Below are 22,368 nucleotides of genomic sequence, written 5' to 3'. Positions count from 1 at the left end.
ATGAACCAGATCTGGACCGGAACCGGTGTCTGAGCCCGCGCGCCCGGACACCGGCCCCGTCCCAGGCGACCCCGGCCCCGGTCCCGGGGGCACCGGTACTGGCCCCGGGCGGCTGCTGGTCGCCGTCTATGCGGTCTTCGCGCTGGCCGCCGGGGCGCGCGCCGGGGTGCAGATCGCCACCCGCCTCTCCGACGCGCCGCTCGCCTACTCGCTATCGGCCCTGGCCGCGGCCGTCTACGTGCTGGCCACGGTGGCACTGGCCCTCGGCGGCCGGGCGTCGCGCCGGGTCGCAGTCGCCGCGTGCTCGGTGGAGCTGGCCGGTGTACTGGTCATCGGCACGCTGAGCCTGGCCGACGCCGCGGCGTTCCCCGACGAGACCGTCTGGTCCGGCTTCGGGCGCGGATACGGGTTCGTACCGCTGGTGCTGCCGCTGGTGGGCCTGTTCTGGCTTTGGTACACCGCCCGTACGAGCGGCGGGGCTCGTACGGGCGGTGGGCTCGGGAAGGGCGGCGCGGGCGCCTGACCACGCGGGCGCCGGCCGGTCCGCGGTCCGGCGCGGACGCTCGGCGCGCTCCTCGCGGGCGGCCCGGCCGCCGGCCATGGCCTGGCCGCCGGCCGCGGGCCAGCCCTCGCGAACGGCCCGCGACGGGCGTGCGGCGGGGATCATGAGGAGGTCATCGTCCGGCCGCCGATGGGCAGCGCGTGCACGGCGGCGCGGGCGACCGTCTCCACGTCCTCGGCGGACAGGTCGGCGGACGGGTTGCGGCGGATCCAGCGCAGCAGCCGCCACGGCGGCGCGAACGCGATGCCGTCCGCGACGAACGGCGGCTTGACCTGCCGGCCGCCGTGCACCGCCAGCACCGGGACGACCTTCACCGGCACCCCACCGCGCTCGGAGATCAGCCGCCCGGCGGTCTCGGCGGTGGCGGTCAGCCCGGCGACCAGCTTGGACTGGGTGCGGCCGTCGATGAAGACCTTGCCGCCGTGCCGGGAGATCTCCGCGTCCGGATGCCACGCCTCGTTGTGGATCAGCCACACGCCGCCCGGCCCGATCAGCAGCTCGTCGGCGGGCCCGTGTCCCGGGACGATCCGGGCGTGCAGCACTCGGTGACCGCGCCGCTCCAGGGTGTGTCGCAGCAGCCGGTTCATCCGGTCCTCGCCGCGCAGCCCGCGCCGCCAGACGCTGGCTGCGTTATAGCCGCGCCAATGGAAGTAGGTATCGGCCCCCGCAACCAGAACGGCCATCACAACGCCGAAAACTGCGTTGATGAGGGTTCCGCACAAGATGAGCGTCACTGCCGCCAGAATTGCTCGCGTCCGCAATCTTCCCTTGCGTCCGCGCTGCCACAGTTCTTCGTATACGGCCTGTGGCGTCCCACCCGTGAAGGCCGCACGGTCCCTGAGATAGATGGAGCTACCGATCATCGTTAACCTCCGTGCACCTGCGGTGATAACCAGATTATGGCGGTGGCGTGGGTATTTCCAGACCACGTCATCGGGTGACGGAAGTCGAACCGCAGAGCAACCGGAAGTGGAAGGGGTATTGCTATAGAGCTGACTGGGAGGAAATCTCGCGTGTCCTCTTGGCCAGCGCTTTAGAACGTTCTACAAGTAATGGCGAAATGCGCGGTGCAACTATCGCCGCAAGGGTCATGAGTGATCATTGTGGCATTTCTCACACGGGCGATCACTCGGTGCGGTCGCGGGCCCCGGGCGGGCGCCGCCGCCGGGGCGCGTCACACTGGACCGATGCACCCCACCAGCCCTGAGGCCTTGCCCTCGCCGCGCCTGCGCGAGGCGGCCGGGCTGCCCGTGCGCCACGCCCTCCCCGCTCTGCACACCGCTTTGGCCGGACGGGGCGCGGCCGTGCTGGCGGCGCCGCCGGGCACGGGCAAGACCACCCTCGTCCCGCTCGCCCTGGCGGGGCTGGTCCCCGGCCTGGACGGTCCCGGAGGCGCGGCCGGGGGGCCGGAGCGGGGTCCGGCACCGGGACCGGCGCGCGAGCCCGCCGGGAAGGTGCTCGTCCTGGAACCCCGGAGGCTGGCCGCCCGTGCCGCCGCTCGCCGGATGGCCTGGCTCCTCGGCGAACGGGTCGGCGGCCGGGTCGGGATCACCGTCCGCGGCGAGCACCGTCCGGGGGCGCTCATCGAGGTGGTCACCACCGGCGTCGTCCTCCAGCGCCTCCAGGACGACCCGGAGCTGGCCGGGGTCGGCACGGTCATCCTCGACGAGTGCCACGAGCGGCACCTGGACGCCGACACCGCGCTGGCCTTCCTGCTCGACGTCCGCGCGACCCTGCGGCCCGACCTGCGCCTGGTCGCGGCCTCGGCCACCGCCGACACCGGCCCCTGGGCCCGCCTCCTCGGGGACGGGGACGGAGACGGGCACAGGGCCGCGCCGGTCGTCGAGACCGAGGCGGCGCTGCATCCGGTGGAGGTCGTCTGGGCGGCCCCCGACCGCCCGCCGCCCCCGCCCCACGGGATGCGCGTCGACCCGGCCGTCCTGGCGCACGTCGCGGCCACCGTGCGCCGGGCCCTCGCCGAACGCGGCGGCGACGTGCTGTGCTTCCTGCCCGGCGTCGGCGAGATCGCCCGCGTCGCCGGGCTCCTCGGCGGCGTCCCGGCCGAGCTCCTCCAGGTGCACGGGCAGGCGCCGCCATCGGTGCAGGACGCGGTGCTCGCGCCGGGGGAGCGGCGCCGCGTCGTGCTCGCGACCTCGGTCGCCGAGTCCAGCCTCACCGTCCCCGGCGTGCGGGTCGTCGTCGACTCCGGGCTGGCCCGCGAACCGCGCACCGACCACGCCCGCGGGCTGGGCGCGCTGACCACCGTGCGGGCGTCCAGGGCCGCCGCCGAGCAGCGCGCCGGCCGGGCGGGACGCGAGGCGCCCGGCACCGTGTACCGCTGCTGGAGCGAGGCCGAGCACCACCGGCTGCCGGCCCGCCCGCGTCCCGAGATCGAGCTCGCCGATCTGACCGGCTTCGCGTTGCGGGCGGCCTGCTGGGGCGACCCCGGCGCGGCCGGCCTGGCCCTGCCCGACCCGCCGCCCCCGGCCGCGATGGAGGCCGCGCGGGCGACGCTGCACGCGCTCGGCGCGGTGACCGGCGAGGGCCGGGTGACCGGCCGCGGCCGGCTGCTGGCGGGCGTCGGGGTGCATCCCCGGCTGGCCCGCGCGCTGCTCGACGGGTCCCGCCGGGTCGGCCGCCGCGCGGCGGCGCAGGTCGTCGCGCTGCTGTCGGAGCCCCCGCCGCGCGGGGCGGGCGACGACCTGACGGCGGCGTGGCGCAGGCTGCGCCGCGACGGCCCGCCCGCCGACGCGCACGCCGCCCGCTGGCGCGACGAGGCCCGCCGCCTCGACAAGGCGCTCCCGGCCGGCGCGCCGTCCGCCGGGCCCCGGGGGCAGGACGACACGGTGGCCGGGACCGTGGTGGCGCTCGCGTTCCCCGAGCGGGTCGCGCGGGCGCGCGAGGGCAGCGGCCACCTCATGGCGTCCGGTACCGGCGCGGACCTGGCGGCCGGATCGGCGCTGGCCGCCGCCCGTCCCGAATGGCTGGCCATCGCGTCGGCGGACCGTCCGGCGGGGGCCGCGTCGGCGCGGATCCGGCAGGCGGTGGTCATCGACGAGGACGTGGCCAGGTTCGCCGCCGCGCCGCTGTTGTCGGCGGGTGACGAGGTCGCCTGGCGCGACGGCGACGTGGCGGCCCGGCGGGTCGAACGGCTCGGCGCGATCGAGCTGTCCGCCGGGCCGCTGCGCGATCCCTCGCCCGGCCTCGTGCGGGAGGCGCTGCTGGACGGACTGCGCGCCGAGGGGCTCGGCCTGCTGAACTGGACCCCGGCGGCCGTCGCGCTGCGCGCACGCCTCGCCTTCTGCCACGGGGCGCTCGGCGACCCGTGGCCCGCCGTGGACGACGACGCGCTGCTGGAGCGCGTCCCGGATTGGCTGGACGCGGCACGCGCGCGCCGCAGGTCCGACCTCCGGCGCGTCGACGTCGTCGCCGCGCTGCGCGGCCTGCTCCCCTGGGAGTGCGCGGCCAGGCTGGACGAGATGGCCCCCGAGCGCGTCGAGGTGCCGTCCGGCTCGCGGGTCCGCGTCGACTACTCCGGCGAGCGGCCGGTGCTGGCGGTCAAGCTCCAGGAGCTGTTCGGCTGGGACGCCGCGCCCCGGCTCGCGGGCGGGCGGGTGCCGCTGGTGGTGCACCTGCTGTCGCCGGCCGGACGTCCCGCCGCCGTCACCGCCGACCTCGCCTCGTTCTGGCGCGAGGGCTACAAGGCGGTGCGCGCCGAACTGCGCGGCCGCTACCCCCGGCACCCGTGGCCCGAGGACCCGGTGGGGGCGGCCCCCACCCGCCGCCTCAACCCGCGCCGCTGATCCTCGCCGCCCGGTCCCGCGCCGCTGAACTCCGCCTCACCCGCGCCGCTGAACCGTCCGCCGCGGCGCGGGCCGTTCAGGACGCGGGCGCGCGCGAGTCGATCAGGGTCGCGATGCCGTCCAGGACGCGCTGGAGGCCGAACTCGAAGGCGTGCTCGGGGGCGACGGCGGACTGGTGCTCCTGCCCGGCGGCCGTCCCGACGCGGGTGCCGAGGGGGTAGCGCCCGGAGTCGACGAACTCGTCCAGGATGGGCGCGGTGGCCTCCCACCACTCCGCGTCGGTCGTGCCGGTGCGCCGCTCGGCCAGCGCGGCGTCGACCGCGGCGCGGGCGGAGCTCTCGGCGAACCCGGTGACCAGCGCGACCACCGAGTCCATCTCCAGGTCGGTGAGGCCGAGGCCCTCCACCGCGCCCAGCTCGTACTCGTACTTGTCGAGCAGGTGCGGGCCGATCGGGGGGCGGCCTATCGCGACGTGCAGCAGCCACGGGTGCCGGTGGAACAGCCGCCAGTTCTCCCGGGCGATGTGCTCCAGGCGGGCCCGCCACGCGCCGTGCTCCCCGGCGGGCGGGACGAGCTCGCCGAACGCGCGGTCCAGCATGACGTCGAGGAGCTCGGCCTTGCCCGGCACGTAGGTGTAGATCGACATGGGCGACACCCCGAGGTCCTCGGCGATGCGGCGCATCGACAGCGCGCCCAGCCCCTCGGCGTCGGCGATGCCGATCGCGGCCCGGACGATCTCCTCGGCGGTCAGCTTGGGCTTGGGGCCCCGCTTCGGCCGCCCCTGGACGCCCCACAGCAGCTCCAGGCTGCGCCGGGGGTCGCCACCGCCGCTGTACTCGATGGTCACCGGCCCATCCTCGCAGAGATCGGGGAGCCCGCACCGGATTAAACTTTGTACGGCGTACGCTATAGTCTCCGGGATTACTCCGTACGACGTACAGAATAAGAGGTGGCTGTGATGCGCGTACCACCGTCCGCGATCGTCGCCGAGGGGCTGCGCAAACGCTACGGCGGCACCGAGGCCCTCGCCGGGATCGACCTCGAGGTGCCCGCCGGGACCGTGCACGGCCTGCTCGGCCCGAACGGTGCGGGCAAGACCACCGTCGTCCGGATCCTGACCACGCTCGTCCGCCCCGACGGCGGGCGCGCGGAGGTCGCCGGGCACGACGTGGCGCGCGAGGCCGCGCGGGTCCGGGCCCGGATCGGCCTGGTCGGGCAGAACGCCGCCGTGGACGAGGTGCTCAGCGGGCGGCAGAACCTGGTGATGTTCGGCCGGCTCTACGGCCTGGACGCCCGCGCGGCCCGGCTGCGGGCGGACGGGCTGCTCGACCGGTTCCGGCTCACCGGCACCGGGGGCACGCCCGCCGGGAAGTACTCCGGCGGTATGCGGCGCCGGCTCGACCTGGCCGCGAGCATGATCCTCGCGCCGCCGGTGCTGTTCCTGGACGAGCCCACCACCGGACTGGACCCGCGCAGCCGGGCCGAGGTCTGGGACGAGGTCCGCGCGCTGGCCCGCGGCGGCACCACCGTGCTGCTCACCACGCAGTACCTGGAGGAGGCCGACCGGCTGGCCGAGGGGATCTCGGTGATCGACCACGGGCGGGTCATCGCGACCGGGACCCCGGAGGCGCTCAAGTCGCGGGCCGGCGGCGACCGCGTCGACGTCGTCGTGCGCGACGCCGCCCGGCTGGACGAGGCCGCCGCGATCGTCGCGCGGGCCGCCGGGGTGCACGCCGCCGTCGACCGCGACGCCCTGAGCGCCGGCGCGCCGGTGACCGACCGGGTCGGCGCGCTGACCGAGGCCGTGCGGGCCCTGGACGAGGCGGGCATCGCCGTCGCCGACATCGGCCTGCGCCGCCCCACCCTGGACGAGGTGTTCCTCCGGCTCACCGGAGCGGGACCGGGCGAACCCGCCGCGGCCGGGACGGCGGAGGTGCCGGCATGACCGTCTCCGTTCCCGAACCGCCGGGCACGCTCCCCGGCCGGCTCCGCCGGGCCGCCGCGGACGGCCGCACGCTGACCGCCCGCGCCCTCGCGCACTGGGCCCGCCGCCCCGGCGAGGTCGCCGTCGGGCTGCTCTTCCCGGTGGTGCTCGTGCTGATGATGGGCTACCTGTTCGGCGGCCAGATGACGGTGCCGGGCGGCGGGAGCTACCGCGAGTTCATCATGCCCGGCATGTTCGCGATGACGATGCTCTTCGGCCTGGAGACCACGTTCGCGGCGGTCGCCACCGACGCGGCCAAGGGCGTCACCGACCGGTTCCGCGCGATGCCGATGGCCTCGTCGGCGATCGTCGTCGGACGCGGCGCGGCCGACCTGATCCACTCGGCCGCGGCCCTGACCGTGATGACCGGATGCGGCCTGCTGATCGGGTGGCGCTGGCACGACGGCCCCGGCGGGGCGCTGGCCGGGCTGGGGCTGCTGCTCCTGCTGCGGTTCGCGTTGCTGTGGGTCGGGGTGTACCTCGGGCTGGTCGCCAACGGCCCCGAATCGCTGGTGGCCGTCCAGATCCTGGTGTGGCCGGTCGGTTTCCTGTCCAGCGCCATGGTCGCGCCCAGCACCATGCCGGGCTGGCTGGGCACGGCGGCCGAATGGAACCCGCTGTCGGCGACCGTCACCGCGTGCCGGGAGCTGTTCGGCGGCGCCGGGGCGGGCGGCGGCTCCTGGGCGTCCGGGCACAGTGTCGCCCTGGCCGTCGCGTGGCCACTGCTGATCACGGCGGTCTTCTTCCCGCTCGCGGTGCGCCGCCACCGCCACTTGAGCCGCTGACCGGCGGCGGGAGGGTCAGGCGCCGGACGGGGGGCCGGGGAGTGCGGCGGCGCGGTGGCGGGCCAGCGCCAGCGCCGGGTAGCACTCCTCGGGAAGGGGGCCGGGGCCGTCCAGGGCCGCCCTGAGCCTGACCCCCACGGTCGCCGGGTCGTAGGGCTGGAGGACGCACAGCTCGGCCTGCATCGCCTGCCGTGCGGCGGCCATCAGCGCGGGCACGTCGCCGACGACCACGACCTCGCTGGGCACGTCCTGGTAGGACAGGCGCACCGCCAGGGCGTGCAGCCCGGCGGTGCCCGCGCCCTCGTACCGGAACTCGCAGACCAGCCGGTCGCCGTCGAGCGGGCCCTCCTGGATCAGCCACACCTGGCCGGGGACGACCCGTCCGGCCGCGCCGGCCCAGGGGGGCTCGGGAACGTCGCCGAGCGAACCGGCCGCCTGGCCCGCCACTCTGCGGACCTCGGCGGGGCCGATCGCGGCCAGCACCCGCAGGAACACCCGCGCCCCCGGTGTCCCGGCCGCGCGCAGGCAGGTGACCAGGTCGCCGAGCGCGGTGCGGCGGCCCTCGGCGTGCGGGGCGGCGGCCTCCAGCATGCCGAGCCGCGCCGACGTCCACACCTCCGCCTGGAGCGCGCCGGGCAGCGAGGGGAGAATGTCGGCCTCCCGCACGTACGCCTCGTACACCTGGCGCAGGCCGGGCAGCATCAGTCGGGGCTGTCGGTCGGATCGGGGAGCGCTCACCCCTCCAGGCTATGCACCCCCGGGGGTCCCCGCGGCCCCGGGGTGGCGGGGTCCGACCGCTGCCGGGACGGCCGTCGATGTCCGGTCCGCGGAGAAAATCCCTTACTTGTTTGCCATGAGTCCCTTACTTTTGAGTGCATGCGGGATGTGGGGGGCGTCCAACTTCTCGTTCATCCGCATCACACGACGCAGAGGAGGCGCGCACCCGGGCACCACGGTGGTCCTCCACCTGGCAACACTCTCTCCACTGTGGAGCGAATGAGGGCAGCGGGCCCTTGCTTGCTCGGAGGACCAAGGGGCGATCTGGCGTGAAGGGAAACGGATACCTGGCCTACCGCCTGCTGCTGGCGGTGGACATCCAGGCGTACAGCAAGCGGGACACCCGCGAGCAGCTGCTCGCCCAGCAGTACCTTTCGGACGCACTCGACCGCGCGGCCCGGGGCGTCGGCCTCAACCGGGCCCTCTGGGACAAGCAGGTCGGCGGCGACGGCGAGCTGGCCACCCTGCCCGTGGGCGTCGACCCGGCGCCGGTGGCCGGGGACTTCGCCATCGAGCTCGCGGCGCGGCTGCGCGAGATCAACGGTGACGGGGAGGCGGGCCCGCCGCTGCGGGTGCGGCTGGCCCTGCACCACGGCACACTCACCGCGGGCCCCTTCGGCCCGGCCGGCGACGCGCCGATCGTGGTGCAGCGGCTGCTCGACTCGGCGCCGCTGCGCCGGCTGCTCAACGACGGCCGGGACCGCGACCTCGCGTACGTGGTGTCGGACTCGCTCTACGAGGACGTCGTGCAGACCGGGTTCTGCTCGCTGCCGCCCACGGAGTTCGAGCCGATCAGGGTCAAGGCGAAGGGCACCACCTTCCGCGGCCACATCTTCACCGGCCGCGCCCGGGACGGCGGTGTCGACGGCTGGGGGGAGCGCGACGGGCCGGACGACCGCCCCGCCCGGCCCGGGACCGTGCTCGCCTTCCCCAGGCTGGTCGGGTCGGCGCCCGAGTCGTCGGCCGGCTGACCCCGGCGGCGGCGCCCGCCGCGCCGCCGGGAAGCCGTCCGGCCGCGGCGCGGTTGTGCACTGGTACACGACACGATCCCCGGGAGGCGGACGATGGCAGACGACGCGGCACTGGTGAAGCTGATCAGCGAGCGGGACATCGGGGTCCTGGCCACCCTCAAGCGGGACGGCCGCCCTCAGCTCTCCACCATCAACTACCACTACGACGAGGGCCGGCGGCTGGTCCGGGTCTCGATCACCGACGACCGGGCCAAGGCCCGCAACCTGCGCCGCGACCCGCGTGCCAGCCTGCACGTCGGCAGCCCCGACGGCTGGGCGTGGGCCGTCGCCGAGGGCGCCGCCGAGCTGTCGGCGCCCGCCACGGCCCCGGACGGCGTCGAGGTGGAGGACCTGATCGCCCTCTACCGCGACATTCGCGGCGAGCACCCCGACTGGGACGACTACCGGCGCGCGATGGTCGCCGACCGCCGCGTCATCATCAGCCTCAGCGTCGACCGCCTCTACGGCCAGCCACCCGCCTCCTGAGCCGAGGCCGGGCAGTGGCTCAGGGCGGCGGCTGGTCGGGCGGGACCGGGGGGCGGCCCGGCTCCCCGATGGTGTTCGTCCTCGCCACCCGCAGGCAGGCGGGATCGGCGTCCCGCGCCACCTCGGCCGCAGGATGAGCGGGACCGGGCAGCACCCGACCGGTCGCGGCGGGCCCGTACGGGAGCGGGGCCGGCTCCGCGGGCGACGGCGCGCGGACCGCCCGGCCGCCGGACGGGGCGGTCTCCGAGAGCAGGCCCGGCGGGCTCCGCCGCGCCGTCCGCGCGCCCGGCCCGCCCAGCGACGAACGCTCGATCAGCAGCTCGGCGACCACGATCTCGGCCAGCGCCTTGTGCTCGCCGGGCCGAGCGAGTCCGGCGTCGACCGCCGCGCGCACCCAGGCGTCCACCCCGGTGCGGATCTGCGCCGGCGTGTGCTCTTCGGGCATGGCGACGACGCGCACGATGCCGGGGAGCGCCGCGGCCCCGCCGGAGGTGTTCCGCGAGGCCGTCCCGCCGGACACCGCCGTCTCCCTGGCCAGCCGGCCCAGGGTGCCGGCGTCGACGCCCAGGTCCAGGGACCGGCAGAGGCCGCTGAGCCGGTCGAGCCGCTGCTGGAACAGTCTCGTCAATTGCCGCTCGCCCATCATTCCCCCCTCCACCGCCCGCCGCCGTCCTCGCGGGCGCGCCGGCGCACGCGCTCCACGACGCCGCGCACGGTGGTGAGCGGCATGTCGAGGAACGCGGCGATCTGAACCTGCGTGTGGTCGTTCAGCAGCAGCTCCATGACGATCCGCTCCTTCGGCCGCAGGCTCTGGAGCCACTGGCCGGCCAGCACCGAGTCGAGGGCGGCGGCGGCGGTCAGGTCGCTCCAGCCGTCCGCACCCGCGCCGCTGGAATCGACCCGGATCTCCACGGCGCCGGTGTCGACGGCGCCGGTCCGGTCCAGCCGCTCATTGTCCTCCCACTTGCCGCGCTGCCGGTGCCAGACGGAGAAGACGTTGGGGAATTGCAGGATGCAGCAGCCCACGAAGAAGGTCTTCAGCGACGCTCCGCCGTCAGGGTCCCATTCCCCCTGCCGGAGCGTCCGCTCGATGAAGACGCGCATCGCGCGGGCGACCGTCTCGTCCGCCAGACCCTGCATGTCGTCGTCGGTCCAGGCGGGGGTGTCGGTGACCGGTAGCGGCCGGGGGCGGTGCGGGGGCATCGCCGCGCACCTGGGGATGATCTCACCGGTCCGCATGAGCATCATCAGGATCGCCCGGCCGTAGCCGCAGAACTCCGCCTCGAACAGGGCGCGGACGGGGCCGGAGAATCCGCTCGCGCGCAGCGCCTCCAGCAGATCCCCGTCGGCCCGGCGCCGGGCGTTCTCGTCGACCGCCCCGCCGCCGGTGTAGCGGGGGAGGACGGGCCCGTGGCCGACGAGGTCGGCGGTCTCCAGCCTCCGTTCCATCCGCAGCACGTCGGCGTCGCTCATCGGAACGGCGGAGCCGGGGGCGTCGGCGTCGCCGGCGGCACCGGGCCCGACCAGTGCCGGATCCTCCCCGTCCGCGCCGTCCGCGCCGCCGGTCCCGTCGGCGCAGGGGGCGCCCTCGCCGGCCCGGCCGGCCGGACCGGCCTCGGGGGAGGGGACCTCGGTGCGGTCCTTCCCCTGCTCCTGGGGCTTGGGCGCACTGTCGAGGGTCTCGCGGGTCTCCTCGTCGGGTCGTTCCTCGTCATTGGGCAGAGGCATCGGCCACCTCCCTGGTGTCTCGCCGGCCTCGTCATGTCTTTAGATGCACGTATCGGGCGGAACGCCATGAGCCTTTCAAGATTCTCGGAACCGGGATGAGTCCCGTGGCTCTTCCCGGATGGGTGAGGGAACACCAGTGGCGTTCGGCGAAGGGGGACATCTGTAGACAGGAGAAGGCGCGCGGAACAGGCCGGGCGCCCTTCTCCCCGGAGGACGTCATGCGGTCCGACTCGCACCTTCCCAGGCCGGACGCCGACGGGCCCGAAGGCCGCGGCGCCCTGATGACGCAGCGGGCCGTGCTCGTCCTGCTCCTGGCCATGCTCGGCGGACTCGGCTGCGGGGTCCTGCTGCTCGCCGCCGGCCGCTCGCTCCCCGAGGCGGCCCTGGGGGCGGCGGGAACGTTCGCGGCCTCGCTCAAGCTCTTCCACGAGATGATCGACTAAGGGGGACGGCTGAGTGAGAATGAGGATCCCCGGCTGGTGGAGGCTGACCAGGTGAGCTCCCCCCGTTTGCCAGAGCACCTGGAAGTGCTGTTGACCGACGAGCCGGTGCTGGACGTCTACGGGTTCGGTCCGTGGCGGGTTCCTGACGGTTTGTACGAGGAGTTGCGCGAGCGTGCGGTGGAGTACAACCGTGATCGGCGTGCGGTGGTTCTCACGCGGCAGCTCAGCGATTTCTATGGTGCGGGGACGAGTTCGGCGGGCGCCGAGCAGTGGTCGCTGCTGACGTTTTTGCTGGGGGCGTCGGCGGTGCGGGGTGGTTCCCGGGGTGATATCGATTACGAGCTGCTGTCGGATTTTCTGGCGACGCCCGAGTCGGCGGTGCGTGACCCGGCTGCGTGGTTCACGCAGGGTGGGCGGTGGCGTCCGCCGGGCCTGTGGCTGCCCGAACCGGCCGGCAACGACCGTGAGCGGCGTGCGGTCATGCTCGAGCTGGCGCGCGCGGGTCTGGACGTCTTCGACGGGCTCGTCCCGCTGGAGAGCCGGCGGCGTGCGCTGATCGAGTTGTTCGACCGGCGCGCGGACGACCCGGTGCTGCGCGAGCAGGACATGACCGTCCCGCAGGACGGGTTCGAGGACGCCTGGCTGGCCGAGCTGCCGGACGAGACGCTGGCGGCCCTGCCCGAGTTCGCCGGTCCGGTGGGATATCTGGCCTGGGTCTGCGACGGGCTCGGCGCCGCCCACGAACGCCTGATCGGCATGGTGGGGGAGGGCGACCCGCTGGACGACGCGTTCGCCGGGGTGCTGCTGGCGGCCGAGGCCGAGGCGGTGCCCGCCGAGATGGCCGTCACGCTCGGCACCGCCCGCTACGAGTCGCTGATGGAACGCCTGCGCGCGTCGCGCGGGACGTTCTCGGTGGACTTGTGGCAGCAGGAGCAGCGCGCCTGGCTGGCGCGGGGGCTGGTCGCGGGCGAGGCCGACGCGTGCCGGGCCTGGCTCGACATGGCCGTCCGCCTCACCGGCGCCGTCCAGGGACTGCCCGACGCCGCCACCAGCCCGCGCTGCCGCGTCCCCGTCCGCGCCTTCCAGATGGACCTGCGGCGGCTGTTCACCCGGCGCACCAGCGTGCTCAACCCGCTGACCGCACGCTTCGCCTCCACATCCGGAACGTCCGGGACCGGAGGATTCGGGCCCAACGGCTCCACGTCCGGCGGAACCGCCGTCGCCGGCGGAACCGCCGTCGCTGGCGCCGCGCCCGCCGTGCCCGCCCAGGCCTGTCCGGCGGAGGGTGACGAGTTCGCCGACCTCGGCGGGGTCATCGGCCCGGCGGCGCTGACCGGCGCGCTGCGCGCGTCCGCCCGGGACCGGGACCGGCCGGTGCGGCTGCTGATCTCCGGTTCGGAGGGCACCGGGCGGCGCACCGCCGCCGTCGCGCTCGAGCGGGTGCTGACCGGCCAGGGCCGGATCCGCGCCGCGCTGCCGGTGTCCGACCAGTCGTTCACCTCCCTCGGGGTGAGCGACGCCGTCCTGTGGTTCCAGGCCCGCGTCCGCGACTGCGTCGAAGGGCGGCTGCTGCTGGTCGTCCGGCATCTCGACGCGCTCCTCGGCCACGACCCGGCCGGTCCGGCGGTGCTGGAGGAGCTGCGCCGCGCCCTGGCCGACCACCCGGACCTGCACGTCGTCGCGCTCTGCCGCACCGGCGGGGAGGAGCGCGTCCTGGACGCCAACCCGGCGCTCGTCCGCGGTATGCGGGTGGCGCGCACCCGCGACTTCGGCGTCCTCGACCACGCGGAGCTGTTCGGACGCGCCGTGCGGGCCCGCGGCGGCCGGGTCGAGCAGCGGGTCGCGCGGGCGGCCGGGGCGCTGCTGGCGCGGACGCCCGCCCAGCTCAACATGCGCAACGCGCGGCTCGCCGACCACCTCGCCGGGCACTGCCTGGACCGGGCCCGCCGCCGGGACGCGGCGTCCGCCGAGGTCACCGACGCCGACCTGCCGCACCGGCCGCTCACGCCCGGCACGGCCGGGTCCGACCCGCTCGCCGAGCTGGCCGCCTGCGTCGGGATCGAGCCGGTCAAGCGGGAGGTCCGCGCGCTGGTCACCGAGGCCAAGGCCGCCAGCCTGCGGCAGGAGGCCGGGATGACCGCCTTCGCGCGGTCCCGGCACCTGGTCTTCGCCGGCCGTCCCGGCACCGGCAAGTCCACGGTGGCGGGCGTCCTCGGCCGCCTCTACGGCGAGCTCGGCGTGCTGACCTCCGGGCACCTGGTCCAGGTGGACCGCGCCGACCTGACCGGCGGGTACTCCGGCGAGAGCGGGCCCCGGGTGCGGCGCGCGGTCGAGCGCGCGCTCGGCGGGATCCTGCTGGTCGACAACGCGCACCTGCTGGACCCGTCCGGTTCGCCCCGCGACGGCGAGGCCGCCGACGCGCTGATCGCCGCGATCGAGTCCCACCCCGAGGACGTGGTGGTGGTACTGGCCGGGCCGGACGCCGACCTCGGCGGGCTGCTGAAGTCCCGCGCCGACCTCGCCAGGCTGTTCCCGAAGACGGTGCGGTTCCCCGACCTGACGAGCGACGACCTGGTCGAGGTGTTCGCGGCCCGCGCCGCCGCCGACGGGTTCGCGCTCGGCGACGGCGTGCTCGCCGGCGTCCGCGCGCTGCTCCGCGACGCCCCGGACGGCGCCCGGCAGGGCAACGCCCGGCTGATGGCCGCCCTGCTGGACCGGATGGTGGCCAGGCAGGGGCGGCGGGTCCTCACCGGCGGCGCCCTCGACGAGGACGACTCCCTCGACGCGCTGTCCCTCGCCGACGTCCCGGTCACGCTCGTCCCCGCCGACCGGGCCGAGCCCGCCGACGACCCGCTGCTGGCGATCGAGCGGCTGGTCGGGCTGGACGAGGTCAAGCGGGAGGTCGGGCTGCTGGTCGCCGAGGCCCGCGCCGAGCGCCCGCGTCGCGACGCCGGCGTCCCGGCCGCCCGGCCCACCCGGCACATGGTGTTCACCGGCAACCCCGGGACGGCCAAGACCACCATCGCCCGGCTGCTCGCCGCCGTCTACACGCGGCTCGGGCTGCTGACCTCCGGGCACCTGGTGGAGGTCGCCCGCGCCGACCTGGTCGCCGAGTACGTCGGGCAGACCGCGCCCAAGGTGCGCGCCGCGGTGGAGCGGGCGCTCGGCGGGGTGCTGTTCGTCGACGAGGCGTACGCCCTGGCCGGGGCGCACGCGCCCGGCGCGGACTTCGGGCACGAGGCGGTCGCCGAGCTGCTGCGGCTGATGGAGGAGCACCGGGGCGACCTGGTGGTCATCGTGGCCGGCTACGAGCGGGAGATGGAGCGGTTCCTGGAGTCCAACCCCGGGCTCGCCTCGCGCTTCCCCCGGGTGCTGCGCTTCCCCGACTATGGCGCCGCGGAGCTGGTCGCGATCTTCGAGTCGATGGCGGCGGGCGCCGGGTTCACCGTCGAGCCGCGCGCGCTGGACGCGGTGCGGCAGGTGCTGCGCGGCCTCGCGCGCGGCCCGCGCTTCGGGAACGCGCGGGAGGTGCGCAACCTGCTCGACCGCGCGGTGTCGGTCCAGGCCCAGCGCATCACCTCCGCCGACCCGGTCGACGAGGACGAGGTGCGGACGCTGCGCCTGGACGACCTGCGCGACGCCGGGGTCACCGAGGGCCGTCCCGGCGGGAACGACTTCGGGCTCTACCTCTAGCGGAGCGCGGCGAAGGAGACGGCCGTCGCCGGGCCGGATCCGCGGCGGAAAGGGGCACGAGGCCAAGAGCACCCCGCAGTTCTCTTGGCCTCGTGCGTTCATGGCGGCCCCGTTCAGATGAGGTCGGGGCCGTAGACCTCCCACAGCTCGCCGGCGAAGAACCGGCCGAAGTCCAGCATCGCCCCCGCGCCGTCCGGACCCGAGGTCCGGAACGTGGTGAGCTGCCGGGCGAAGTCGGTGAGCTGGATGTGCAGGACGCCCGCCCCCGCGATCGGGGCGTCCTCCTCGTCCTCCTCGGCGACGTGCCCCTCCAGCAGCCGGACGTACAGCGTGGAGGTGTCCGGCCAGACCCGCGTCGGCGGGCCGTGCAGGACGTTCTTCTGGCCGGTGAGGGTGCGGGGCCGGTCCTCGCCGTCGGTGAAGTACAGCCGGTACTTCATCAGCCGGCGGTCCTCCGCGCCGTCCGGCGCGAAGAGGTTGAACCAGCCCCGCTGGACCGGACGCCGGCCCCCGTGGCCATCGGCGTCGATCCACCCTTCGGCCCGTGCGGTGTGCTCGGGTTCGGCCAGGAAGCGCCCGACGTCGCCGGCGGTGATGGTGAGCCGGAACGAGAGCCTCTCGCGGTCCCGGGCCAGCTCACCCGCCCGCGGGTCGGACGTGCCGTAGGTGACGAACCCCTTCATCTCCTCGGTGAACGACAGCGACGTACGGTCCGCGGCGCCGGCGGGCGGTCCCCCGACCGCCGCCGGTCCCCCCGCTTCCGGCCCGTACGCCGAGCCGTCCACCGTCCCCTGCGGCGAGCCGGTCCCCGCGACCGGCCCGGCCCCCGTGACCCCCGCCGCACGATGCTGTGCGGCGGAGCCCCCCACGTCCCCCGACGGGGGGGACGGCTTCTCGCGACCCTCGGAATCGAGGATCGCGGTGCTCATCCGGTCGGCGAACGCCGCGATCGTCAGCGACGGGTTCGGGCCCACCGGGCCGGGCATCGCCGCCCCGTCGGCGATGTAGAGGCCCGGGAACCCGAACACCTCGCCGTAGGCGTCGCAGACGCCCTCGCCCGCGTGCGCGCCCATCGGCGCGCCGCCGAGCGGGTGGACGGTGACGATGCGCTTGCGGAACCAGACCGGGTTGTCGGAGTAGTCGGCGCCGAGCACGTCCGCCATGCCCTGCATGGTCTTGCGGAGCCGCTCGAACAGCTCCTGGCTGCTCTCGGTCGTCCACTCCGCGGAGAGCCGGCCGTCCTTGAGCGCCAGCCGCCCGTCGGCGGAGTCGCGGCCCATGCCGAGCAGCGGCAGCGAGCTGACCGACAGCGCGCCGTCGCCGATGAGGTCCGACAGCTCCTGCGACAGGTTGGTGTCGGGCGCGTCCCGGAAGAACTCGGTGAACCGCGTCCACAGGAACTTCACCGCGCGCTCGATCTGGTCGGACACGTCGAACGGCTGGACCATCCAGTCGACGAACCCGGGGTAGCCGCCGTCCTCGATGTAGGCGCCGCGGCCCGCGCCCGGGACGCCGTCCAGCTCGTCGGGCAGCCGGATCGCGGTGGTGATGACCGGTCCCTTGCTGGCGTCCAGCGGCCGGACCCGGTTGCGGTCCTTGGCCTTGAGCAGGAACGTCAGCAGGTCGCCGTTGCCGCTGAACCGGGTGCCGAGCGCGTCGCTCAGCCCGGGGAACGACGCCCGCGACTTCAGCAGCAGGAAGCTCGTCCCGTAGGTGCCGGCGCCGAGGACGAGCCGGTCGCAACTGATCGTCTGCAACGGCGGCCGGTTCTTGGCCTCCGCGCCCGCGCCCGCCTCCGGGTCGTGCACGACGTAGTCGACCTCGTACCCGCCGCCCCGCCGCGGCCGGATCACCTTCACCTCGTGGCCGGTGCGCAGGTCGGCGCCGTGATGGGCGGCGGCCGACAGGTAGGTGTGGTCGAGACTGTTCTTGGACCCCTCGTTGCAGCCGATGTCGCACTCGCCGCACAGCTTGCAGGTGCGCCGCGGCACGCCGTGCAGGTTGCCGTACGGCGCGTCCGCGATCGGCAGGCTCACGCCCGGCTCGCCGCCGGGCCGCGGGGCGAAGCTGATCGCCAGCGGCGGCAGCGTGCAGTGCAGCCCCAGCTCGGCGGCGGCGTCCTGCATCGCGTGCGTCTTCGGGGTGTCGTCGAAGGGGGCGCGGCCGATGGGGTACGGGGTGCCGCCGAGCATCCGCTCGACCACGTCGTAGTGCGGGTCGAGGTCGGCACGGCTCACCGGCCACGACTCGTGGTCGCCGCCCAGCATCTTCTGGTCGTGCACGAACCAGCGCTCGTCCTTGCGCAGCAGCACGTTGGCGTAGATCAGCGAGCCGCCGCCGAGACCGGCCGAGACCACCGAGTCGCAGCCCTTGAAGCGCCACACGTCGAACATGCCGTGCAGCCCGGCGGCCGGGTCCCAGAACGCCTTGCCCATCTCGGCGGGGGAGCGCGGGAATCCGCCCGGGGGGAAGGCCCGGCCGCGTTCGAGCAGGACCACCGAACGGCCCGCCTCGGCCAGCCGGTAGGCGGCGACCGAGCCGCCGAATCCCGAGCCGATGACGACGGCGTCCGCGTGCTCGAACATCTCAGGCGGCCTTCCGGTCGACGCTGTGCTTGGCGAAGTGCGTGACGATCTGCGGGTACACGTCCTTGTGGGCGTTCTTGCCGAGGATCGGATCGATGTGGCCGTAGCCGGGGAACACCGCCAGCTCGTGCCGGCCCGGCGCGAGCCGGGACATCAGCCGGTGGCACACGATGTTGGAGTCGGTGAAGATCCGGTTGGTGTCGCCGGTGGTGTAGAGGATCGGCGTGGTGATCTCGGCGGCCCGCGCCAGGAAGTTGCCGGGCAGCGCCGCCAGCCGCCGGTCGCGCGGGTCGAACCGGACCGCCCTGCCCGCCCGCACCATCTTGCGGATGTGCCGGTAGTAGTGCACGGTCGAGGCGCCGTTGATGTCGGCGAGCCGGTCGTGCACGTGCGTCTCGGGCGCGAGGTTCTCGTGCATGAAGAACCCGGGCCGGCCGGTCGCCCACATGAAGCTCTGCATGTGGCAGGCCGACTCGCGGCACTCGGGGTGGAACAGCGAGATCGCCCGCGCCATCAGCCACCGCGCGCTGAACGGCGGCGCCTCCTTGAACCGCGGGTCGATGTAGGGCGACCCGAGCAGGTAGTCGGCGAACGGGGGCCCGGCCAGCATCTTGACCTTGGACCAGGCCGGCACCCGGGGGGTCAGCGAGACGCTGTTGACGACCAGGCTCGCGAAGTCGTCGGGCACGATGCCGCCGAACAGGCTCATGCTGAACGACAGCGCGCCCAGGCAGTGCGCGAACACGTGGATCCGCCGGTCGCCGACGTGCCGGCGCAGCTCGGCGAGCGCGGCCGGGTAGTCGAAGACGGCGATGTCGTCCAGCGAGTAGTGGCGGGTGCCGGTGTTGTACGGGTAGTGGTTGCTCATCCGGAAGTCGAGCGCCCACACGTCCGGGAAGCCGTTGTCGTGCAGGTGGCTTACCAGGTTGCGGATCTCGGGCATGATGAACAGGTCGCTGGAGGACGTCAGGCCGTGCAGCAGCAGCACGACGTCGTCGCTGTGCTCGCGGCGGAATCGGGTGAGCTTCAGGCTCAGCTCATCCTCGGTCGTGAAGGGGTGGACGGACACCTCGGCGTCCGTGACACCGTCCAACGAGAACCGTGGGATGTGGCGTGGCATGTCTATGTCCTCCCGATTTCGTGCTGGGCCAACAGTGTCAAACCCTGATGCGGATGCGGCATCGTGGAAAACCCGTACTTGGCGGCCCCCTACGGAGTGAGAGTCGGGGGGCGGCGCCGGAGTTCACCGCGCGCCGAAGTAAAACCCCTGGCCGCGGGCCCGGCCGCGGTCAGGTCGCGCCCCGGCCGCGTCCGAGCGGCGGCTCCGTGGAGGACGGGCGGGCGTCAGGTCGCGGGGTCGTCCGCCGTCCGGTTCAGCGCGGTCGCGACGCCGACCCGCGACGACACGCCGAGCTTGGTGAACACCCTCGACAGGTGCGTCTCGACCGTCCGGACGCTGAGGAACAGCCGCTCGGCGACCTGCTGGTTGGTGTAGCCCTTGGAGACCAGTGAGGCGATCTCCTGCTCGCGGGGCGACAGCCCGAAGGGCCCGCCGCCACGTCCGCCGGCCCGCCCGCCGCGTCCCCCCGCCACCCGGACGCCGAGCCGCCGCTGCTCGCGGACCGACTGGGCGTGCAGGGCCTTGGCGCCGCACCGCTCGAACAGCTCGGTGGCCGCGCGCAGCCTGGCCCGGGCCTGGTCGCGCGCGCCGGCTGTGCTGTGCGCCAGCCCGGCGGCGAGCTCGGCCCGGCCCGCGTCGACCGGGCGCTCGGCGAGCAGCAGCGTCCGGGCGGCCTCGGCGGCGAGCTCGGCGGACGCGGCCGGATCCTTGCAGTGGAGCGCGTGCGCGCGGGCGAGCGCGGCCAGGCCGGTGTCGCCGCGCAGCTCCGGGTGGGCGATCATCTCGGCCAGCCCGGCCCACTTCAGCGCCTCGTCGGCGTGCTCGCGGCCCGACTCGACCTGGGCCATCAGCTCGCAGCAGCTCACCAGCGTCGCCGGGTCGAGCTTGGGCGCCGCCGCGTCGCCGCAGGCCGCGACGATCGCGGTCGCGCCGCGCTCCGGATCGCCGGAGTTGATCAGCGCGACGCCCTGCGCGTAGCGGGCCAGCGCGCCCCACCACTCGTCGGCGCCGATGTCGTTGCGGACGGCCTCGTCGCCGAGGCGCAGCGCGGCGTCGTGGTCGCCCGACCAGCTCGCCACCAGGCACTGCTGGGTGAGGCCGAAGACCAGGGCCTCGCCCGAGCGCAGCATCCGGGCGACCTCGGTGGCCTCCTCGGCCGGGTCGGCGGCCTCGGCGAGCCGGCCGAGGCTGGTGAGGGTGCGGGCCCGCGCGGTCAGCAGGTAGGTGATGAACGACGCCTGCCCGGTGGCGCGGGCGACGGCGAGGCAGCGGTCGAGGTGCCGCAGCGCGTCGCCGAACCGGCCCATCATGCTCTCGCTCCAGCACAGCCACGGCACCGAGTCGAGGCACTCGGCGAGATGGCTGTCGGGCGCGGACGCCCAGACGCGGTCGGCGGCCTCGGCGTAGGCGATGGCCTCGCCGACCCGTCCGGCGGCGTAGGCGGGCAGCGCCCGCATCGACGCCACCGCCACCTCCAGGCCCGGCGCCCAGTCGGGCGCGCTGTCGGGCATCCGGTCGAGCACCGCCTGGGCGCCCCTGATGTCGACGCGCATGAGCCGGTCGGCGACCAGCCGGACGCGCAGCAGGACCGCCGCGGGCGCCTGCGGGTCGGGGATCCTGCGCAGCTCGTCCAGGACGAGCGCACGCGCCTCCTGGTGGCGGTGCAGCAGCCGCTCGATCACCGCGCACAGCTGGACGGCCCGCGCCCGCCGGTCGTGGTCGTCGGCCGGCAGCAGCCGCAGCAGGGTGCGAGCGGTCTCGCGCCCCTCGGTGAGGCGGCCCCCGACCGTCTGCACGTGCGCGAGCTCCATCAGCAGCCGCAGCCGCGGCGGGGGAGCGGCGTCCTTGCCGGACGGCCCGTCCGGCTCCCGCTCGCCGTCCTCGGGCATCAGCCGGAGCGCGGCCTCCATCCAGTGCGCGGCCGTCGCCGGGGCCTGGGCCGCGACGGTGCGGGCCGCGTCGACCAGCGTGGCGATGGCCGCCTGGTCGCCGTAGTGCGCGGACCGCTCGACGTGGTGGGCGCGCAGCGTCGCCGGGGCGCCGAGCGCGGCGAGGTGGGCGGCGATCCGGGCGTGCGCGGCCAGCCGCCAGCCCGCCGCGGCCGACCCGTACGCCACGTGCCGCACCAGGGGGTGCCGGAACTGGAACCGCCCGGCCGCGCCCGACCGGACGACGTCGCGCGCGACCAGCTCGTCGAGCGCCCCGAGCGCCGCGTCCTCGGGCATCTCCGCGCCCGCCGCGGCGAGCGCGGGCTCGAACTCGTCGGCGGCCACGGCGGCGGCCCGCGCGAGGAGCAGCGCGCCGGGGGACAGCGCGCTCAGCTCGACCTGGAGGGCGGTGCGCACCGCCGGGGGCAGCTCGGGCAGGTCCTCCAGCCCGGACAGCGCGCCCTCGGCGGTGGCCGTCTCGCCGGATGGCTCGCGGCGGGCCAGCGCCTCCAGGTAGAACGGGTTGCCGCCGCTCGCCTCGTACAGCGTCTGGCAGCGCGACCGGCTGACCTGCGGGCCGAGGAACTCCTCGACCTCGGTGCGGGTGAGCGGGTCGACCGACACGCTCAGCCCGTGGTCGCCCGCCGCGCCGACGAGCGTGGCCAGCCGCGGCGAGGTCTGCGCCGGACGGTACGCCGTCGCGATCAGCACCCGGGCGCGCGGCGGATGCCGGACGAGGTAGTCGAGCAGCTCGATGGTCGCCTCGTCGGCCCAGTGCACGTCGTCAAGGAGCAGCACCAGGCCCGAGGGGGAGGCGACCTCCTCCAGCAGGCGGCGGACCGCGCGGTGGAGCTGGTAGCGGGCGACGCCGACGAAGTCGGCCCGTCCCTCGCCGGACGCGTCGCCGGACGCGTCGCCGGACGCGTCGCCGGACGCGGCGGCGGGATCGGCGACGGGGGCGGCGGAGCCGGCGCCCATCAGGGCGGGGAACACCCGGGCGAGCAGCACCGTGGTCGCCCCGTCGAGCTCCGGCCGGTGGTCCTCGAGATGGTCGTCGAGCGCGTCGACCAGCGCCCCGAACGGAATCTGCTGCTCGAACTCGGCCGCCCGTCCGGCCAGCACCCGCAGGTCGCCGACCGAGCCCAGCCCGGCGACCTCGGCCAGCAGCCGGGTCTTGCCCGCGCCCGGATCCCCGGACAGCGCCAGGAACCGGAAGGAGCCCCGCGCGGCGGAGCCCAGGGCCTCCTCCGCGACGCGGAGCGCCGCTTGCCGTCCGACGAGCGGAACGTCGCCGGAGACAGCGCGCGGGCGCTTGTCAGTGCGACCCTCCATGTGCACACCCCAACTGACACAGGCGGTCGATACGCCGTGACCATGCTCTAAGTCGCAATTCGCCAGAATTGCGGTATTACCCTATCGACCAAACAAGCGCACGGGCCGGGCAACACGCCCCGGCCCCGCCGG

Annotated in this window: 16 protein-coding genes; 8 read left to right on the top strand and 8 right to left on the bottom strand. The window is 75.2% G+C overall.

Annotation, left to right across the window (positions count from 1 at the left end; genetic code table 11):
• Positions 1-112: 112 nt before the first annotated feature.
• On the top strand, positions 113-523 hold the full coding sequence (locus QP090_RS20045; RefSeq protein WP_285941380.1) for a hypothetical protein: 411 nt from the start codon (positions 113-115) through the stop codon (positions 521-523).
• 140 nt (positions 524-663) lie between these two features.
• Here QP090_RS20045 and QP090_RS20040 read toward each other — a convergent pair whose 3' ends face one another.
• On the bottom strand, positions 664-1,245 hold the full coding sequence (locus QP090_RS20040) for an NERD domain-containing protein (protein ID WP_285940637.1): 582 nt from the start codon (positions 1,243-1,245) through the stop codon (positions 664-666).
• Between the two features lie 504 nt (positions 1,246-1,749).
• Here QP090_RS20040 and hrpB point away from each other — a divergent pair.
• Positions 1,750-4,365, top strand: a complete 2,616-nt coding sequence (gene hrpB / locus QP090_RS20035; RefSeq protein WP_285940636.1) for an ATP-dependent helicase HrpB — start codon at positions 1,750-1,752, stop codon at positions 4,363-4,365.
• Between the two features lie 76 nt (positions 4,366-4,441).
• Here hrpB and QP090_RS20030 read toward each other — a convergent pair whose 3' ends face one another.
• Positions 4,442-5,212: a TetR/AcrR family transcriptional regulator gene (locus QP090_RS20030; protein WP_285940635.1), complete on the bottom strand. Its 771-nt coding sequence runs from the start codon at positions 5,210-5,212 to the stop codon at positions 4,442-4,444.
• 111 nt (positions 5,213-5,323) lie between these two features.
• Here QP090_RS20030 and QP090_RS20025 point away from each other — a divergent pair, with 111 nt between their 5' ends.
• Together QP090_RS20025 and QP090_RS20020 are read left to right on the top strand one after the other, a co-directional pair.
• On the top strand, positions 5,324-6,310 hold the full coding sequence (locus QP090_RS20025; RefSeq protein WP_285940634.1) for an ATP-binding cassette domain-containing protein: 987 nt from the start codon (positions 5,324-5,326) through the stop codon (positions 6,308-6,310).
• Complete coding sequence (locus tag QP090_RS20020) at positions 6,307-7,134, top strand: ABC transporter permease (RefSeq protein WP_285940633.1); 828 nt, start codon at positions 6,307-6,309, stop codon at positions 7,132-7,134. Before QP090_RS20025 ends, QP090_RS20020 begins: the two co-directional genes overlap by 4 nt.
• Before the next feature lie 15 nt (positions 7,135-7,149).
• Here the strand turns inward: QP090_RS20020 and QP090_RS20015 are convergent, their stop codons facing one another.
• Positions 7,150-7,872: a hypothetical protein gene (locus QP090_RS20015; RefSeq protein ID WP_285940632.1), complete on the bottom strand. Its 723-nt coding sequence runs from the start codon at positions 7,870-7,872 to the stop codon at positions 7,150-7,152.
• A gap of 308 nt (positions 7,873-8,180) precedes the next feature.
• Between QP090_RS20015 and QP090_RS20010 the strand changes: the two genes are divergently transcribed.
• Complete coding sequence (locus tag QP090_RS20010; protein ID WP_285940631.1) at positions 8,181-8,882, top strand: nucleotidyl cyclase domain-containing protein; 702 nt, start codon at positions 8,181-8,183, stop codon at positions 8,880-8,882.
• A gap of 93 nt (positions 8,883-8,975) precedes the next feature.
• Entirely contained in the window at positions 8,976-9,407 is a 432-nt protein-coding gene (locus QP090_RS20005; RefSeq protein WP_285940630.1) for a PPOX class F420-dependent oxidoreductase, read from the top strand.
• A 19-nt stretch (positions 9,408-9,426) separates the two neighbouring features.
• On the opposite strand, the gene QP090_RS20000 is transcribed toward QP090_RS20005, so the two are convergent.
• Positions 9,427-10,035, bottom strand: a complete 609-nt coding sequence (locus QP090_RS20000; protein ID WP_285940629.1) for a hypothetical protein — start codon at positions 10,033-10,035, stop codon at positions 9,427-9,429.
• Between the two features lie 14 nt (positions 10,036-10,049).
• Complete coding sequence (locus QP090_RS19995) at positions 10,050-11,135, bottom strand: hypothetical protein (protein WP_285940628.1); 1,086 nt, start codon at positions 11,133-11,135, stop codon at positions 10,050-10,052.
• Between the two features lie 218 nt (positions 11,136-11,353).
• On the opposite strand from QP090_RS19995, the gene QP090_RS19990 reads away from it, so the two are divergent.
• Together QP090_RS19990 and QP090_RS19985 are read left to right on the top strand one after the other, a co-directional pair.
• Positions 11,354-11,578 (top strand): hypothetical protein, encoded by a 225-nt coding sequence (locus QP090_RS19990; RefSeq protein ID WP_285940627.1) that lies wholly within the window; start codon positions 11,354-11,356, stop codon positions 11,576-11,578.
• A gap of 51 nt (positions 11,579-11,629) precedes the next feature.
• The gene (locus QP090_RS19985) at positions 11,630-15,271 is read left to right on the top strand and encodes an AAA family ATPase (RefSeq protein WP_285940626.1); all 3,642 of its coding nucleotides are present in this window, start codon (positions 11,630-11,632) and stop codon (positions 15,269-15,271) included.
• Between the two features lie 113 nt (positions 15,272-15,384).
• Here the strand turns inward: QP090_RS19985 and QP090_RS19980 are convergent, their stop codons facing one another.
• The 3 genes from QP090_RS19980 to QP090_RS19970 all read right to left on the bottom strand — a co-directional run bounded on the left by QP090_RS19980 (position 15,385) and on the right by QP090_RS19970 (position 22,236).
• Positions 15,385-17,856: a GMC oxidoreductase gene (locus tag QP090_RS19980; protein WP_285940625.1), complete on the bottom strand. Its 2,472-nt coding sequence runs from the start codon at positions 17,854-17,856 to the stop codon at positions 15,385-15,387.
• Between the two features lies 1 nt (position 17,857).
• Positions 17,858-18,976: an alpha/beta hydrolase gene (locus QP090_RS19975; protein ID WP_285940624.1), complete on the bottom strand. Its 1,119-nt coding sequence runs from the start codon at positions 18,974-18,976 to the stop codon at positions 17,858-17,860.
• Between the two features lie 224 nt (positions 18,977-19,200).
• Positions 19,201-22,236 carry a helix-turn-helix transcriptional regulator gene (locus QP090_RS19970; protein WP_285940623.1) on the bottom strand — a complete coding sequence of 1,012 codons (3,036 nt, stop codon included), beginning with the start codon at positions 22,234-22,236 and terminating at the stop codon, positions 19,201-19,203.
• Between the last annotated feature and the right edge of the window lie 132 nt (positions 22,237-22,368).

Source organism: Actinomadura xylanilytica, assembly GCF_030283145.1.
GTDB lineage: Bacteria > Actinomycetota > Actinomycetes > Streptosporangiales > Streptosporangiaceae > Spirillospora > Spirillospora xylanilytica.
Note: the sequence above shows the minus strand (reverse complement) of the source record. Positions and strands in the feature narration are given on the sequence as shown.

What these genes read in the sequence shown, in the direction of transcription:
- hrpB (WP_285940636.1), top strand. Translation starts at nt 1,750, where the DNA reads ATGCACCCCACCAGCCCTGAGGCCTTGCCCTCGCCGCGCCTGCGCGAG.
- QP090_RS19970 (WP_285940623.1), bottom strand. Translation starts at nt 22,236, where the DNA reads ATGGAGGGTCGCACTGACAAGCGCCCGCGCGCTGTCTCCGGCGACGTT.
- QP090_RS20025 (WP_285940634.1), top strand. Translation starts at nt 5,324, where the DNA reads ATGCGCGTACCACCGTCCGCGATCGTCGCCGAGGGGCTGCGCAAACGC.
- QP090_RS20005 (WP_285940630.1), top strand. Translation starts at nt 8,976, where the DNA reads ATGGCAGACGACGCGGCACTGGTGAAGCTGATCAGCGAGCGGGACATC.
- QP090_RS19990 (WP_285940627.1), top strand. Translation starts at nt 11,354, where the DNA reads ATGCGGTCCGACTCGCACCTTCCCAGGCCGGACGCCGACGGGCCCGAA.
- QP090_RS20020 (WP_285940633.1), top strand. Translation starts at nt 6,307, where the DNA reads ATGACCGTCTCCGTTCCCGAACCGCCGGGCACGCTCCCCGGCCGGCTC.
- QP090_RS19980 (WP_285940625.1), bottom strand. Translation starts at nt 17,856, where the DNA reads ATGTTCGAGCACGCGGACGCCGTCGTCATCGGCTCGGGATTCGGCGGC.
- QP090_RS19975 (WP_285940624.1), bottom strand. Translation starts at nt 18,976, where the DNA reads ATGCCACGCCACATCCCACGGTTCTCGTTGGACGGTGTCACGGACGCC.
- QP090_RS19995 (WP_285940628.1), bottom strand. Translation starts at nt 11,135, where the DNA reads ATGCCTCTGCCCAATGACGAGGAACGACCCGACGAGGAGACCCGCGAG.
- QP090_RS20040 (WP_285940637.1), bottom strand. Translation starts at nt 1,245, where the DNA reads ATGGCCGTTCTGGTTGCGGGGGCCGATACCTACTTCCATTGGCGCGGC.